The organism is Cellulomonas phragmiteti (assembly GCF_016862775.1).
Classification (GTDB): Bacteria; Actinomycetota; Actinomycetes; order Actinomycetales; family Cellulomonadaceae; genus Cellulomonas; species Cellulomonas phragmiteti.
Window position 1 is genome coordinate 45,220 of sequence record NZ_BONP01000002.1, and the last position, 15,225, is coordinate 60,444.

At 74.3% G+C, this 15,225-nt stretch carries 11 protein-coding genes; 3 read left to right on the top strand and 8 right to left on the bottom strand.

The features are described from left to right. Positions 1-11: 11 nt before the first annotated feature. Complete coding sequence (locus tag Cph01nite_RS02065) at positions 12-482, bottom strand: FtsB family cell division protein (RefSeq protein ID WP_203670713.1); 471 nt, start codon at positions 480-482, stop codon at positions 12-14. Positions 483-965: 483 nt separating this feature from the next. Beyond that, a complete protein-coding gene (gene eno / locus Cph01nite_RS02070) occupies positions 966-2,246 on the bottom strand; it encodes a phosphopyruvate hydratase (RefSeq protein WP_203670714.1) in 1,281 nt (426 codons plus the stop codon). Between the two features lie 153 nt (positions 2,247-2,399). Here eno and Cph01nite_RS02075 point away from each other — a divergent pair, with 153 nt between their 5' ends. Next, positions 2,400-3,287: a putative protein N(5)-glutamine methyltransferase gene (locus tag Cph01nite_RS02075; RefSeq protein ID WP_203670715.1), complete on the top strand. Its 888-nt coding sequence runs from the start codon at positions 2,400-2,402 to the stop codon at positions 3,285-3,287. 145 nt (positions 3,288-3,432) lie between these two features. Here Cph01nite_RS02075 and Cph01nite_RS02080 read toward each other — a convergent pair whose 3' ends face one another. From Cph01nite_RS02080 to Cph01nite_RS02100, 5 genes are all read right to left on the bottom strand, one after another. Beyond that, positions 3,433-5,475, bottom strand: a complete 2,043-nt coding sequence (locus Cph01nite_RS02080) for an endo-1,4-beta-xylanase (protein WP_203670716.1) — start codon at positions 5,473-5,475, stop codon at positions 3,433-3,435. Positions 5,476-5,573: 98 nt separating this feature from the next. Further along, complete coding sequence (pntB, locus tag Cph01nite_RS02085) at positions 5,574-6,974, bottom strand: Re/Si-specific NAD(P)(+) transhydrogenase subunit beta (protein ID WP_203670717.1); 1,401 nt, start codon at positions 6,972-6,974, stop codon at positions 5,574-5,576. A 1-nt stretch (position 6,975) separates the two neighbouring features. Continuing rightward, complete coding sequence (locus Cph01nite_RS02090) at positions 6,976-8,529, bottom strand: Re/Si-specific NAD(P)(+) transhydrogenase subunit alpha (protein ID WP_203670718.1); 1,554 nt, start codon at positions 8,527-8,529, stop codon at positions 6,976-6,978. A 201-nt stretch (positions 8,530-8,730) separates the two neighbouring features. After that, positions 8,731-9,429, bottom strand: coding sequence for a nucleoside triphosphate pyrophosphohydrolase (locus tag Cph01nite_RS02095; protein ID WP_239068980.1), 699 nt, complete (start codon positions 9,427-9,429; stop codon positions 8,731-8,733). Between the two features lie 5 nt (positions 9,430-9,434). Next, on the bottom strand, positions 9,435-10,025 hold the full coding sequence (locus Cph01nite_RS02100; protein ID WP_203670719.1) for a SurA N-terminal domain-containing protein: 591 nt from the start codon (positions 10,023-10,025) through the stop codon (positions 9,435-9,437). 181 nt (positions 10,026-10,206) lie between these two features. Here Cph01nite_RS02100 and Cph01nite_RS02105 point away from each other — a divergent pair, with 181 nt between their 5' ends. Both Cph01nite_RS02105 and Cph01nite_RS02110 read left to right on the top strand, forming a co-directional pair. Then, complete coding sequence (locus Cph01nite_RS02105; RefSeq protein ID WP_203670720.1) at positions 10,207-10,524, top strand: hypothetical protein; 318 nt, start codon at positions 10,207-10,209, stop codon at positions 10,522-10,524. Next, on the top strand, positions 10,521-11,555 hold the full coding sequence (locus Cph01nite_RS02110) for a radical SAM protein (RefSeq protein ID WP_203670721.1): 1,035 nt from the start codon (positions 10,521-10,523) through the stop codon (positions 11,553-11,555). The genes Cph01nite_RS02105 and Cph01nite_RS02110 overlap by 4 nt, the downstream gene beginning before the upstream one ends. A gap of 15 nt (positions 11,556-11,570) precedes the next feature. Here the strand turns inward: Cph01nite_RS02110 and mfd are convergent, their stop codons facing one another. Continuing rightward, positions 11,571-15,212 (bottom strand): transcription-repair coupling factor, encoded by a 3,642-nt coding sequence (mfd, locus tag Cph01nite_RS02115; protein WP_203670722.1) that lies wholly within the window; start codon positions 15,210-15,212, stop codon positions 11,571-11,573. Positions 15,213-15,225: the final 13 nt, after the last annotated feature.

Consider the following 15,225-nt stretch of genomic DNA (forward strand, 5'->3'; position numbering starts at 1 on the left):
CATCCGAGCCGTCAGCCGGCGGGCTCGGCTCCCGGTCCGGGCGTCGCGGGCGGATCGTCGGCCGCGCCGTCGGCGGGCTCGTCCGGGCCGTCCCCGGCGACGTCCAGGTCGCCGGCCACCTGGACGGACTCCCACACGGTCGCGTACCACGGGCGCGTCGCGCCGTCGGACCCGCCCGCGGCCGGTGGGTCGTCGGAGGGTGCCGTCTGCGGCACCACCTCGGGGTCGACGACGCGGAAGGCCGTCTCCCCCGGCATGACGAACGACAGCCGCTCGCGGGCCTGGGCGACGACGTACGCCTCGTCGTCCCAGCGCCGCAGGTCGGCCTCGAGGTCGGCGTTCTCCGCGAGCGCGGCGTCGCGGGCGGCGCGCAGCTGCTCGACCTCGGCCCGCGTCTCCAGGTACGAGCCCAGCGTCGGGTACACCAGGACGAACGCCACCAGCACCACGAGCGTGAACACCATCGCGCGGACCGTGAACATGCGGGGCACCGGTAGCCGCGCGGTGGTCGCGCGCGGCGTCCCGCGCGGCGGCGTGCTCGCGCGAACGGCGCCGGGGCGCGCTCCGGTCCGTCCCCCACCCGGCCGCGACGCACCCACCTTGGGCACCGCACCCGAGCGAGGTGCGGCGCCGCGCACGCCGCGGGGCGCGGTCGTCGGGCCCGTCGACGTGGCCGCGGGTGCGCGCCCGGCGCGCGGCACGGCGCCCGACGGCGTCTCGTCGCGCCCCGGACGCCGCCCGGACCCGGGCGCGGGGGGACGACGGGGGGACGACATGGCGTCGATTGTGCCCCGCCCCCGCCGGATCGGCAGGACCTGGGCGTGCGCGCCGTGTCGGATGCTGCGTGGTCCCGTGTCCCGGACCCGGGCGGACCCGCCGGCGCGCGGTGGCCGCGCGCACGACGACGCCCGGCCCACCGTGACGGTGGACCGGGCGTCGTCGATCAGGACGAGATCAGGACGAGATCAGCCCTGGAAGCGCGGGAAGGCGCTCGCCGCGGCGTAGATGCCGGCGTCGTCGAGCTCCTCCTCGATGCGCAGGAGCTGGTTGTACTTGTTGATGCGCTCGCCACGGGCGGGCGCACCGGTCTTGATCTGGCCGGCGTTCGTCGCGACCGACAGGTCGGCGATCGTCGTGTCCTCGGTCTCGCCGGAGCGGTGCGAGGTCATCGTCGTGAAGCCCGAGCGCTGCGCGAGGGCGACGGCGTCCAGCGTCTCGGTGAGCGTGCCGATCTGGTTGAGCTTGACCAGCAGCGAGTTGGCCGACCGCTGGGCGATGCCCTTGGCGAGGCGCTCCGGGTTGGTGACGAACAGGTCGTCGCCGACGATCTGCACCTTGTCGCCGACCTTGGTCATGAGCTCGGCCCACGACTCCCACTCGTCCTCGGACAGCGGGTCCTCGATGGATACCAGCGGGTAGTCCGCGACGAGCGCCTCGTAGAACGCGATCATCTCGGCCGGGGTCTTCGCGGCGCCCTCGAACTGGTAGGCGCCGTCCTTGAAGAACTCGGTGGCCGCGACGTCGAGCGCGAGCGCGACGTCCTTGCCGGGCACGAAGCCGGCCTTCTCGATCGCGACGAGGATGAGGTCGAGCGCGGCGCGGTTGCTCTCGAGGTTCGGCGCGAAGCCGCCCTCGTCGCCCAGGCCGGTGCTCAGGCCCTTGCTCTTCAGCACGGACTTCAGCGAGTGGTAGACCTCGGTGCCGGTCCGCAGCGCCTCACGGAACGTCGTGGCACCGATGGGCGCGACCATGAACTCCTGGATGTCGACGTTGGAGTCGGCGTGCGACCCACCGTTGAGGATGTTCATCATCGGGACGGGCAGGACGTGCGCGTTGGGGCCGCCGACGTAGCGGAACAGCGGCAGGTCGGCCGAGTCGGCCGCAGCCTTGGCGACCGCGAGCGAGACGCCGAGGATCGCGTTGGCGCCGAGCTTGCCCTTGTTGGGCGTGCCGTCGAGCTCGATGAGCGCGGCGTCGACCAGGCGCTGCTCGCTGGCCTCGAAGCCGACGAGCTCGGGGGCGATGTCGTCGATCACGGCGTTGACGGCACCCTGGACGCCCTTGCCGCCGTAGCGGGGGTCGTCGCTGTCGCGGCGCTCGACGGCCTCGAAGGCGCCGGTCGACGCGCCCGAGGGGACGGCCGCGCGGGCGATGGTGCCGTCGTCGAGGGCGACCTCGACCTCGACAGTGGGGTTGCCGCGCGAGTCCAGGATCTCGCGGGCGCCGACGGCCTCGATGCTGGCCATGGTGCTCCTTCGACAGACGGGTGGGTGTGCTCACCCAGCCTAGTGCCGCTGGTCAGCCGGGACGTCGGGACCTTCGGCAGGTGGACGCCGTCGCCGTGACCAGCAGCGACGCGCGCGACCGCGACGAGCGGCCGTGACGTGCGAGCATGCGACGTGCCCAGCGAGCCGCCGGCCCCGGCGCCCGACGCCTGCACCGGCGCGCCGTCGGGGGCTCCCCCACCGTCGCTCGTCGCGCGGCTGCGCGCGGCCGGCTGCGTCTTCGCGGAGGACGAGGCGGCCCTGCTCGTCGCGGCGGCGGCCGAGGTGCTGGGCGGTGCGGGTGGCGACGCGCCGGCGGCCGAGGACCTGGTCGAGCGGCTCGTCGGGCGCCGCGTCGCCGGTGAGCCGCTGGAGACCGTGCTGGGCTGGGTCGCGTTCGCGGGCCTGCGGCTGCGCGTCGGGCCGGGCGTCTTCGTCCCCCGCCGCCGGACCGAGCTGCTCGCGCGGACGGCCGTGCGGCTCGCGCGCGCCGCCGGCCCGGCCCCGGTCGTCGTCGAGGCCTGCTGCGGCGTCGCGCCCGTCGCGACGCTCGTCGTGCAGGACGTCCCGGACGCCGACGTGCACGCCGCCGACCTGGATCCGGGTGCCGTCGCCTGGGCGTCGCGCAACCTCGCCGGCCGCGGCCACGTCTGGTGCGGCGACCTGCTCGACGCGCTGCCGGGCCGGCTCCGGGGACGCGTCGACGTGCTCGTCGCCAACGCGCCCTACGTCCCGCACGACGCGATCGCCACCATGCCCCCGGAGGCCCGCGACCACGAGCCGCACCTGACGCTCGACGGCGGCCCGGACGGCGTCGACGTGCAGCGCCGGCTGCTCGCGGACGCACCGGCGTGGGTGCGCCCGGGCGGCCACGTGCTGATCGAGACGAGCCGACGCCAGGCGGCCCGGACGTGCGCGGCGGCGCCGGCGGGCTGGGCGGTCCACGTGCTGCGGGACGACGAGGTCGACGCCACCGTCGTGGTCGCCCGACGGCCGCCGACCCCGGTCCCGCCGCCCGGCTGACGCGCCGCCGGGCTGACCCGTCGCCGGGCTGACCCGGCGCCAGGTCCAGCACGCCGCGAGACCGGGCTCAGGTCGATCACCGGGGAGGGTGAGCGACCCGAGCCCGGTCTCGCGGACGGGCGGTCTCAGCAACCGGGACGCACGGTCAGCCGACCGTGCACGCGGCTCCGTTCAGGGCGAACGCGGTCGGGCGCGGGTTGCTGCCGGTGTGCGACCCGTTGAACCCGATGTCCACGGTGCCGCCCGCCGCGAGCGAGCCGTTCCACGCCGCGTGCGTCGCCGTGACCGCGGGCCCGGCCTGCGACCACGTCGCCGACCAGCCCTGCGTGACCTGCTGCCCGCCCGGGAACGCGAACGTCAGGGTCCACCCGTTCAGCGACGCCGGCCCGGTGTTGGTGACGCGCACACCGGCGGTGAACCCGGTGTTCCAGTCGCTCGTCGTGTACGTCACCCGGCAGGAGGCACCGGCGGTCGGCGTCGGGGTCGGCGTGACCGTCGGGGTCGGCGTGACCGTCGGCGTCGGGGTGACCGTCGGTGTCGGGGTGACCGTCGGTGTCGGCGTCGGCGTCGGGGTGACCGTCGGTGTCGGCGTCGGCGTCACGCCGATGCGCGACGGGTCGACGATCCCCCAGTACGCGGGCTTGACCTGCAGCGCGCCGTCGAAGAGCAGCGGCGCCGCGCCGGAGCGCAGCCACGTGCGCGAGTCCTCCAGGCCCCAGACCGTGATCGACTCGAACGACGACGCGTGCCGCTCGAGCATCGCGAACATGTCGCGGTAGTAGTACCCCTGCTCGAGCAGCCGGTCCGCGGGCGGCTCGGTCCACTGCTCGCCGGCGTGGCGGTAGGCCGAGACGTCGAGCTCGGTGACGGCCTGGCGCACGTCGAGCGCCTCGAAGGCCGTGATCGTGTCCTCGATCATCGAGATCGAGCGGCCGACCTCGACGTGCAGCTGGTGGCCGACGCCGTCGACCGGCACACCCTGCGCGAGCAGGTCGGTGACGAGCCGCAGGTAGGGCGCCCGCTTGTTCGGGTACTCGGAGTTGTAGTCGTTGATGAACAGCTGCACCTCGGGGCCGAACGCCGCACGGGCGTAGCGGAAGGCGTCCGCGATGTACGACGGGCCGAGGACCCGGTGCCACTCGCTGCGGCGCAGGCCGTCGGGCTCGTTCTCGTCGATGACCTCGTTGACCACGTCGAACGCGAAGATCGGGTTGCCGGGCGTGCCGTACTCGCCGTAGGTCTCGCGGTAGTGGTCGGCGACGGCCTCGATGTGGGTGCGCAGCCGCGCGCGCAGCAGCGCCTGGTCGGCGGCCGACGTGGTGAGCGCGGCCCCGTCGCGCTGGAAGAACCAGGCGGGCGTCTGCTGGTGCCACAGGAGCGTGTGGCCGTAGACGCGCATGTCGTGCGCGATCGCCCAGTCGACGAGGCCGTCGGCCGCACCGAACGTGAACGTGCCCTCGGAGGGCTGGATCGACTCCGGCTTCATCTGGTTGCCGGGGGTGATCTGCTCGGCGTGGTGCGCCAGCAGGTCCCCGCGGCCACCCAGCACGTCCTGGGGCTCGACGGCGATGCCGAACGGCACGGACACGGCGTCGGAGACGGGCGTCACGGACAGGTCGGGGACGTACTGCACGCCCGTGACGAGGACGTCGTCGATCATGAGGGGCACGGGCGAGGACACGGACTCGACGTAGAACGACGAGGTGTCGAACGGCCCGGGCGTGTAGATCCCCGTGACCTGCCGCCACTGCTGCGTGACGCCCTCGATCGTCGTGATCGTCTCGTACGTCGGCTCGCCGGCGACGTCGCGCTGCGCGGAGAGCCGCAGGTCGGCGGTGCCGGCGCCGTCGGGCAGCCGCACCCACAGGGAGATCGTGTACGTCGTCCCGGGCTCGAACAGGTCGGTCGCCGGGACGAGCGCCCCGTCCCAGGGGTCGACCCGGTCCGTCACGAGCAGGCTGCGCGTCCCGCGCGCCCCGGAGGCGGTGGTGCTCACGCTCGCGACGCCACGCGCCTCCCAGCCGTCGAGCCCGGACTCGAAGTCCGCCGCGTGCACGACCGTCGGGGTCGCCGCGCGGGCGGTGCCCGCCCAGGGCACCGCGAGCGCGGTGGCGACGAGCGCGACGGCCAGGGCCGCGCCGACGACGCCCCTGCGGGAGGGGGAGGTGCTGACGGTGCCGGAGGGCATGGCGAGGTCTCCTTCGCGCGCGGGAGGGCCGCCGCACGACGGCCCGTCGCGAACCTACGGCGGGCCGTCGTGCCCGTCATCGGGCGAATCGTTTCGGTTCAGCCCACCGTGAGCGGGGCGACGATCAGCTCGACCTGGTCCTTCGCGTCGCCGAAGAGCATCGCCGTGTTCTCCCGGAAGAACAGCGGGTTCTGCACGCCCGCGTACCCCGTGGCCATGGACCGCTTGAACACGACGACCTGGCGGGCCTTCCACACCTCGAGCACTGGCATGCCGGCGATCGGGGACGACGGGTCGTCCAGCGCGGACGGGTTGACGGTGTCGTTGGCGCCGATGACCAGGACGACGTCCGTCTCGGCGAAGTCGTCGTTGATCTCGTCCATCTCGAAGACGATGTCGTACGGCACCTTCGCCTCGGCGAGCAGCACGTTCATGTGGCCGGGGAGACGGCCGGCGACCGGGTGCACGGCGAAGCGCACGTCGACGCCCTGCCCGCGGAGCTTGGACACCAGGTCGGCCACCGGGTACTGCGCCTTCGCGACGGCCATGCCGTAGCCGGGGGCGATGACCACGCGCCGGGCCTCGCGCAGCATGTCGGCGACCTCGACGGCGCTGACCTCGCGGTGCTCGCCGTAGTCCTGGTCGCCGGCGGCGACCGTGCCCCCCTCGGCCCCGAACCCGCCGAGGATCACCGAGACGAACGACCGGTTCATCGCCTTGCACATGATGTAGGACAGGATCGCGCCGGAGGAGCCGACGAGGGCGCCGACGATGATGAGCAGGTCGTTGCTCAGCATGAACCCGGCCGCGGCCGCCGCCCACCCGGAGTACGAGTTGAGCATCGAGACGACGACCGGCATGTCGCCGCCGCCGATCGACGCGACGAGGTGCCAGCCCAGCGCGAGGGCGACGACGGTCATGATCGCGAGCGGGAGCAGCGCGTGGTCGGCGAGGAACCACCCCATGAGCGCGATCGAGGCGACGAGCGCCCCGAGGTTGAGCCAGTTGCGCCCCGGCAGCATGAGCGGGGCGCTCTTGATCCGCGCCGACAGCTTGAGGAAGGCGACGACGGACCCGGTGAACGTCACCGCGCCGATGAGCACGCCGAGGAACACCTCGACCAGGTGCACCGCGTCCGGCTCCTCGGTGAGGAACGAGTTGAAGCCGACGAGCACGGCCGCGGCTCCCACGAACGAGTGCAGGATCGCGATCATCTCCGGCATCTGCGTCATCTCGACGCTGCGCGCGCGCCAGATGCCGATGCCGGCACCGAGCGCCAGCGACATCGCGATGAGGAGCAGGGTGACCATCACGTGCCGCTCGGAGAGGTCGACCGCGAGCGCGACCGTGGCCAGCAGCGCGAGCGCCATCCCCGCCATGCCGTAGAGGTTGCCGCGCCGCGCCGTCTCCTGCTTGCTCAGCCCCGCCAGGGAGAGCACGAACAGGATCGCCGCGACCAGGTAGACGGCCTGGGCCAGGGACGTGAGCGTGCCTGCCATGTCAGGCCTCCTTGCGGAACATGTGGATCATGCGGAACGCGACGAGGAACCCGCCGAAGATGTTGACGGCCGCGACCGTGGCCGCGACGAACGCCAGGGAGCTGACCACCCAGCTGGCGTTGCCGATCTGCAGCAGCGCGCCGACCAGGATGATCCCGCTGATGGCGTTGGTGGTCGCCATGAGCGGGGTGTGCAGCGAGTGGCTGACGTTGGAGATGACGTAGTACCCGACGACCACGGCGAGCGCGAAGACGGTCGCGTGCAGGAGGAACGACGCGGGCGCGGCCGTGAGCGCGAGGACCGTCAGGACGGTGCCGAGCCCGGCCAGGACGCGGGTGCGTCGGGTCCGTCGCGCGGCGGCGGCGGTCGCCGCGGCGTTCCGGGCCGCCAGCTCCTCGGGCGTCTCGGCGGGGGGCGTCTCGACGGGGGCGGCCGCGGACACCGCGACGGGCGGCGGAGGCCACGTGACGTCGCCACCGGTGGTCACGGTCATCCCGCGCTGGACCGGGTCGTCGAGGTCGAGCACGACCTGCCCGTCCTTGCCGGGCGTGAGCAGGGCGAGCAGGTGCACGACGTTGGTGCCGAACAGCTGCGAGGTGTGCTGCGGCATGCGGCTCGGCAGGTCGGTGTAGCCGAGGACGACCACGCCGTTGTCGGACACGACGCGCTCGCCGGGGACCGTGAGCTCGCAGTTGCCGCCGCCGGACGCCGCGAGGTCGACGATCACCGACCCGGGGGTCATCGCCTCGACCATGTCCTTGGTGATGGTCCGGGGAGCCCGCCCGCGCACGAGCGCGGTGGTGACGACGACGTTGGCCCAGGCGGTCTGCTCGGCGTACATCCGTGCCGTGAGCTGCTCCTGCTCGGCGGTGAGCTCGCGCGCGTACCCGTCGGTCGAGACCTCCTGGCCGGCGCCCTCGGCCTGGACGAACGTGGCACCCATGGACTCGATCTGCTCGCCGGCCTCCGGACGCACGTCGAAGGCGCGCACCTGGGCACCGAGGCTGCTGGCCGTGCCGAGGGCGGCCAGCCCGGCCACGCCGGCGCCGATGACGAACACGTTGGCGGGCGGGGTCTTGCCGGCGGCGGTCACCTGGCCGGTGAACATGCCGCCGAACTCCTCGGCCGCCTCGATGACGGCGCGGTAGCCCGCGACGTTCGAGAGCGTCGACAGCACGTCGAGCGCCTGCGCACGGGAGATGCGCGGGACCGCGTCGAGCGCGAGGGCCGTGATCCCGAGGGCCGCCAGCCGCGCGGCCAGGTCGGGGTCCGCGAACGGCGCCATGGTGGCGACGAGCGTCGCGCCCGCGCGCATCGCGTCCACGTCGGGCGGCAGGTGGACCGCGGTCACGACGTCGCACGCCAGGACCTCGGGGCGCTCGACGACCTGGGCGCCGGCCGCGGCGTACGCGTCGTCGGCGAACGTGGCCGCGGCGCCGGCCCCGTGCTCGACGAGGACCTCGTACCCGAGGTCGCGGAGCCGGGCGACGGTCCGGGGCGTGGCGGCGACGAGCCGCTCGCCCGGGCGCTGCTCGCGCGGGACGCCGATCCTCATGCGTGCTCTCCTTCGACGGAACGGTGAGCGGGACGTCGGTCCTGCTCGCACGGACATCCTGGACCGACCCGGTCGCAGCGGGGTCGGACCTTCGGCCCGGACAGCACGTTCCCCGCGTCCAGACCGCACCCCGACCGCCCCGGGAGCCCGGTTCGTCTCACGACCCGAGACACGCGGGGCCCCGGTGCCGGCCGCCCCGGGTCAGGACTCCGAGCGCCGCGCCGCCGCCTCCCACGTGGCGGTGGCCCGCCGCAGGGCGGCCTCGGCGTCGACGCCCGCCGCGTGGGCCGCGGCGACGAGCGCGAGCACCGCCTCACCGATCCCTTCGGGCGTGTCGGTGCCGGTGCCGGTGCCCGGGACACCCGCCACGGGCAGCGGCGCGGACGGCAGCAGGCCCGCACGGTCGGCCTTCGCGACCAGCTTCTGGGCGCGCGCGAGCGCACCCATCGACGTCGGCACCCCGTCGAGCGCGGACGTGCGGGCCGGCTTCTCGGCACGCTTCAGCTGCTCCCACCGCTCGTGCACGTCCCCCGCGTCGGGTTCGGGCCCGACCTCGTCGGCGAACACGTGGGGGTGACGGCGCACCAGCTTGGCCACCAGGCCGTCCGCGACGTCCGCCACGTCGAACGGGTCGTCGCCGTCCTCGGCGGCGACTCGCGCGTGGAACAGCACCTGCAGCAGGACGTCCCCGAGCTCCTCGCGGATCCCCGCGCGGTCGGCCGCCTCGACCGCCTCGACCAGCTCGTGCGCCTCCTCCACCGCGTACGGCAGGAGGGAGTCGTGGGTCTGGCGCGCGTCCCACGGGCAGCCCCCGGGTGAGCGCAGCCGGTCCATCACGGCCACGGCCCGCGCGAGCGCGGCCGCCTGGCGGGCGACGTCCGCGCCGGCGCCGTCGGCCACGCTGGTCAGGGCGTCGGGGAGGGCTCGGGCGTCGCGTCGTCCGCCGCGGCGCGGCCACCCTCGGGCACCACCCAGGACGGGGCGGCCGGAGGTGCGACGACGAGGTCGTCGGTGAACTCGCCGTACCGCGGGTTGACCTCGATGTCGGCGGCCGCGACCCGCTCCTGGTACGCCTCGGCGGCGCCCTGCGCGTCGGGCAGGTCCTGCAGGGCGCTCGCCGCGAGCGAGTACCGGGCCACGGCGATCGCCCCGGGCCCGAACTCCAGGGCGGCCCCGCGCTCCTCGCCGACGGCCTGCACGGCCACCTGGCGCAGCAGCGCCATCGCCTGCTCGTCGTTGACGCCCACGCCCTCGTCCGCGGCCACCTGCGCGGCGAAGGGCTCGGTGATGAGGACCCCGAGGACGTCCTGCGGGCCGGCACCGTTGAAGATCGGCGTGAGCTGCTCGTACGCCGTCGCCAGCTCGGCCGTCGTGATCGTGCGGCCGTCGACGACCGCCGCGGCGCCCGGCTGACCCGCGCAGCCCGCGAGCACGCCTCCGACCACGACCGCAGCCGCCACCACCCGCACGCGTCCTCGCGTCCGTCGCACCGCCACCAGGGCCTCCCGCTCACGTTCCGTAGGGGTCGGCCGCCATCGTAGGCCCTGACGGTGCGCACCCGGCCCGCAGCACCGGACCGCGAGTGCGCGGTCACCCGTATCAGCGCACGCCGTGGACGCCTCCTCCTCCGTGACGGGCACGGGGACCCGCCCCGCGCCGGACGCACCGGGGGGACGCATGGAACGCGGATCAGCACGACTGCTGGACGACTGGAAGAACGGGGGCTTCGTCCTCGAGGAGCGCCTCATCGAGCGGCTCCTGAAGTCGACGGGGTCCCTCGTCATCGACAGCTGGTACATCAAGGGTCAGCCCCGACCCGACTGGCTGCACACGTCGTTCGACGTCGACGGCGTCGAGCAGTGCGGCACCGTCGTGAAGGACATCGCGGCCACGCTCGGCGGCCTGGGTCTGGGCCGCGCGGGCGGCATCCGGGTGTTCCCCAAGGGGATCCCGGCCGACGTCTTCACGATCGAGCTGCAGGTGGGCGCGCCGTGAGCCCCGCCGGCACCGCAGGACGCGTCGTCGGTCCCACGGGCGGGCACGGCATCCTCCAGGTCCACCCGACCCGACGCTGCAACCTGCGGTGCCGGCACTGCTACTCGAGCTCCGGGCCGGACGTCGCGCAGTCCGTGCCCGTCGACGTCGTCCGGCAGGTGGTGGACGACGCCGCGGGCCTGGGCTGCACGGTCCTGGGCGTCTCGGGCGGCGAGCCGCTGCTGTACCCGGGGCTCGGCACGGTCCTGCGGTCCGCCCGAGGCGCGGGCATGACCACCACCGTGACGACGAACGGCATGCTCCTGACACCCCGGCGGGTCGACGAGCTCGCCGGGCAGGTGGACGTGCTCGCCATCTCGCTCGACGGCTCGCCCGAGAGCCACGCCGCGATGCGCGGCGACCCCCGGGCGTTCAGCCGCATGGCGGGCCGGCTGTCCTACCTCGCCGCGTCCGGCACGACGTTCGGGTTCGTCTTCACCCTCACGCAGCGCAACGTGCACGAGCTGGACTGGGTCGTGCGGTTCGCCCGCGAGGTCGGGGCCGGGCTGGTCCAGGTGCACCCCCTGGAGGCCGAGGGGTACGCGGTGGACAACCTCGCGGACGACGTCCCCGACGTCGTCGAGCTGGCGTTCGCCGCGGTCGAGGTGCTCCGCACGGCCGACGGGGGCGGGCCCTACCTGCAGATCGACGTCGCGAGCCGGCACGACCTGCTCGCCGACCCCGCGCGCTTCCTCGCCCTCGAGCACGCCCCCGACGCGCCGCTGGGCACCTGGCTGACGCCCCTGGTGCTCGAGGCCGACGGCACGGTCGTCCCCCTCACCTACGGCTTCCCGCGGCCCTTCGCGCTCGGCTCGGTGCACGACGCCCCGCTCCGCACGCTCGCGGCGCGCTGGGACCCCGACCCGCTGCTGTCCGTCGCCCGGCGCACGCACGCACGCCTCGCCGGGCCGCAGGGCCCAGCGCTGACGAACTGGTACACCGAGGTCCTGGCGACCGCGCGCGCACGCCGGCTCTCGCTCACCGTCGCGTGAGCGCGCCGCGCCGTGTCAGCGCGTCCCCGCCGCCGCGGCCGCGGACACGTCGCCGCGCACGACCGCGTCGATGAACTGCCGCGCCCACGTCATCACCTCGCGCCCGTGCAGTGGCTTGCCGCCGATGCGCGCGGTCGTCGGGAACGGCACGAGGACCGTGCGCACCGCGGGCTTGTGCACCGAGCCCGGGTACAGCCGCTTGAGCCGCAGCTGCGCCGACTCCGCCAGCTCGACGGGGGCGAACCGCACGAACCGTCCCTGCGCCGTGACGTCGGCGAGCCCTGCCGCCCGCACGTGCAGCCGGAACTGCGCGACCTCGAACAGGTTGTCCACGGCCTCCGGCACCGGGCCGTAGCGGTCGACCAGCTCGGCACGGACCTCCGCCAGCATCGCGTCGTCGGTGGCCGCGGCGATCTTGCGGTACGCCTCGAGGCGCAGCCGCTCGTGCGCGATGTAGTCGTGGGGCACGTGCGCGTCGACGGGCAGCTCGATCGTGACGTCCGGCAGCTCCTCGGACGTCTCACCGCGGAACGACGCGACGGCCTCGCCCACCATGCGCACGTACAGGTCGAACCCGACCCCCTCGATGTGGCCCGACTGCTCACCGCCGAGCAGGTTGCCCGCGCCACGGATCTCGAGGTCCTTCATCGCCACGGCCATGCCGGCACCGAGGTCGGTGTGCGCCGCGATGGTCTGCAGCCGGTCGTGCGCCGTGTCGCTGAGCGGGACCTCCGGCGGGTACAGGAAGTAGGCGTACGCCCGCTCACGCCCCCGCCCGACGCGCCCGCGCAGCTGGTGCAGCTGCGACAGGCCGAGCCGGTCGGCGCGCTCGAGGATCAGGGTGTTGGCGTTGGAGATGTCCAGGCCCGTCTCGACGATCGTCGTGCAGACCAGGACGTCGAACTTCTTCTCCCAGAAGTCGACGATGACCTGCTCGAGCCGGTGCTCGCCCATCTTGCCGTGGGCGACCGCGATGCGGGCCTCGGGGACGAGCTCGCTGAGGCGTGCGGCGGTGCGCTCGATCGACTCGACCTTGTTGTGGACGAAGAAGACCTGCCCCTCGCGCAGCAGCTCGCGGCGGATCGCTGCCGAGATCTGCTTCTCCTCGTACGGGCCGACGAACGTCAGGACGGGGTGGCGCTCCTCCGGCGGGGTCGCGAGCGTCGACATCTCGCGGATGCCGGTCACGGCCATCTCCAGCGTGCGCGGGATGGGCGTGGCGCTCATCGCGAGCACGTCGACGTTGGTGCGCAGCGCCTTGAGCGTCTCCTTGTGCTCGACACCGAAGCGCTGCTCCTCGTCGATGATGACCAGGCCGAGGTCCTTGAACCGGACGCTGCCCGTGATGAGGCGGTGCGTGCCGATGACGACGTCGACCGACCCGTCCGCGAGGCCCTCGATCACCTCGGTCGACTCCTTGGCCGACTGGAAGCGCGAGAGCGCCCGCACCGTCACGGGGTACGGCGCGTAGCGCTCGGTGAACGTGTCGAGGTGCTGCTGGACCAGCAGCGTCGTCGGCACCAGGACCGCGACCTGCTTGCCGTCCTGGACCGCCTTGAACGCCGCGCGCACCGCGATCTCGGTCTTGCCGTACCCGACGTCGCCGCAGACGAGCCGGTCCATGGGGACCGTCTTCTCCATGTCCTGCTTGACCTCGTCGATCGTCGCCAGCTGGTCGGGGGTCTCCACGTACGCGAACGCGTCCTCGAGCTCGCGCTGCCACGGGGTGTCCGGCCCGAACGCGTGCCCGGGCGTCGCCATGCGCGCCGAGTACAGGCGGATGAGCTCGGCCGCGATCTCCTTGACGGCCTTGCGGGCCCGGCCCTTGGTCTTCTGCCAGTCCGAGCCGCCCATGCGGTTGAGCGTGGGCGCCTCGCCGCCGACGTACTTGGTGACCTGGTCCAGCTGGTCGGTGGGGACGTACAGCCGGTCGCCCGGCTGCCCGCGCTTGCTCGAGGCGTACTCCACGACCAGGTACTCGCGCGTGGCGGCGGCCGCACCCGAGCCGATGGTGCGCTGCACCAGCTCCACGAACCGCCCGACACCGTGCTGCTCGTGGACCACGAAGTCCCCGGGGCGCAGCTGCAGCGGGTCGACGACGTTGCGCCGCCGGCTCGGCATGCGGCGCATGTCCCGCGTGCTCGAGCCCGCACGACCCGTCAGGTCGGCCTCGCTGAACACCGCGAGGTGCAGGGCCTCGTGGACGAACCCCGGGCCCAGCGGCGCGGGCGTCACCAGCACGACGCCGCCCTCCGGCTCGTCGTCGACGGTCGCGACCAGCCGCGCGGGGACGTCGGCGGCGCGCAGCTGCTCGACCATCCGCTGCGCGGGGCCGTGCCCCTCGGTCGCCAGCACGAGCCGCCAGCCCTGCTGCTGGAGGCGGTGGACGTCCTCGACGGCCCGGGCCACCTCACCGCGGTAGCGCTCGACCTCGCGTGCCGCGAGGACCAGCGTGCGCACGCCCGACTCCGCGGCGGGGCCCGCGTCCGCGGCCGTCTCGTCGCCCGTCACCGCGTCGGTGTCGAGCGTGAACCCCGACAGCGTCCACCAGCCCAGCGCCCGCACCGCGGCCAGCGCCCGGACCTCGGCGAACGACGCGAACGACGCCGCCGACAGGTCCAGCGGCACGGCGGCGCCCGCGGCGGCCGACGTCCACGCGGCCTCGAGGAACTCCTGGGTGGTCGCGACCAGGTCGTGCGCACGGCGGCGCACACGCTCGGGGTCGACGACGACGAGCAGCGACTCCTCCGGCACGAGGTCCAGCACGGGGACCATGCGCTCGACCAGCGCGGGCGCGAGCGACTCCATGCCCTCGACGGCGATGCCCTCGGCCAGGCGGTCGAGCATGTCGAGCGCGCCCGGCAGCTGGTCGCGCAGCGTCGCCGCACGTGCCCGCACCTCGTCGGTCAGCAGGATCTCGCGGCACGGCGGCGCCCACAGCCCGTGGTCCGCGACCTCGAGGCTGCGCTGGTCCGCCACGGAGAACCAGCGGATCTCCTCGACGTCCTCACCCCACAGCTCGACGCGCAGCGGGTGGTCCTCCGTGGGCGGGAAGACGTCGAGGATCCCGCCGCGCACCGCGAACTCGCCGCGTCGCTCGACCATGTCGACCCGCGTGTACGCCGCGTCGACCAGCCGCTGCGCGACGTCGGCGAGGTCGACCCGGTCGCCCGTGCGCACCTCGACCGGGACGAGCTCCCCGAGCCCCTCGACGACGGGCTGCAGCAGCGCGCGGACCGGCATCACCAGGACGCGCACGGGCCCGGACGGTCCCGGCACGGGGTCGGGGTGGGCCAGCCGGCGGAAGACGGCCAGCCGGCGGGCGACCGTGTCGGAGCGGGGGCTGAGCCGCTCGTGCGGCAGCGTCTCCCAGCTGGGGAGCACCGCGACGTCGTCGTCGGGCAGGTAGCAGCGCAGCGCGGCGGCCAGCTCGTCGGCGTCCCGCCCCGTCGCCGTGACGACCACGAGCGGGCGGCCGCGGCGGCCCGGGGCCGGGGTCCCGGCCGTCGCGACCGCGCCCGCGAGCGCGGCCAGCAGCGGCGGTCGCACGCCCGCAGGGCCGACGACGTCGAGCTCGCCGCGGGCGCGCACGGACGCGACCGCCTCGGCAGCGGCCGGGTCGGCGAGGAGGGCGGGCAGGAGGCCGGTGAGGTCCATGGGGGTCCCAGAC